This is a genomic window from Teichococcus wenyumeiae (assembly GCF_003696345.1).
Classification (GTDB): Bacteria; Pseudomonadota; Alphaproteobacteria; order Acetobacterales; family Acetobacteraceae; genus Pseudoroseomonas; species Pseudoroseomonas wenyumeiae.
The window spans coordinates 1-576 of sequence record NZ_RFLX01000193.1 but is presented as its reverse complement, the minus strand read 5'-3'; the positions used below and the strand labels follow the sequence as shown (position 1 = coordinate 576).

Here is a 576-nt window from a genome sequence, read left to right as displayed (position 1 = left end):
CCTGGACTACCGCACGCCAGAACAGGCAGAACGACAAGCAGCAAACGTAGCGTAACCCGTCCACGCAAGTCGTGGAGGATCAGATGGGAGTTCTCCGCCCTGTTGTTCAGCCCCTTGTGCTGGCGGTGCTCAACTGAAGGCATCACGTCCTTCTTCGCGGCACCGTAGCTCGCCAGCTTGTCGGTGATCATCACCCGTGGTGGCCGCATCTGCCGCTTCAGCAGCTTCCTGAGGAGCCGCTTGGCAGCTTGCTTATCTCGTCGACTCTGCACCAGCACATCGAGTACCATCCCGGCCTGATCAACGGCACGCCAAAGCCAATGCGTCACACCGTTGATCTTGAGGACGACCTCATCCAAGTGCCACTTGTCACCCGCCTGGGGCAGCCGACGGCGGATCTGGTTGGCAAAAGCCTGGCCGAACTTACGGCCCCACTGCCGCAGTGTTTCATGGCTGACGACGATGCCGCGGAAGGCCAGCATTTCCTCCACCCTCCGCAAGCTGAGGGGAAAGCGGAAATAGAGCCACACCGCCTGGCTGATGATCTCGGCCGGGAAGCGATATCCGGCGAAGCTG

At 60.9% G+C, this 576-nt stretch carries 1 protein-coding gene; it reads right to left on the bottom strand.

The features are described from left to right. On the bottom strand, positions 1-576 hold a 576-nt coding region (locus tag EBE87_RS28565; protein WP_233560302.1), incomplete at both ends, for an IS6 family transposase.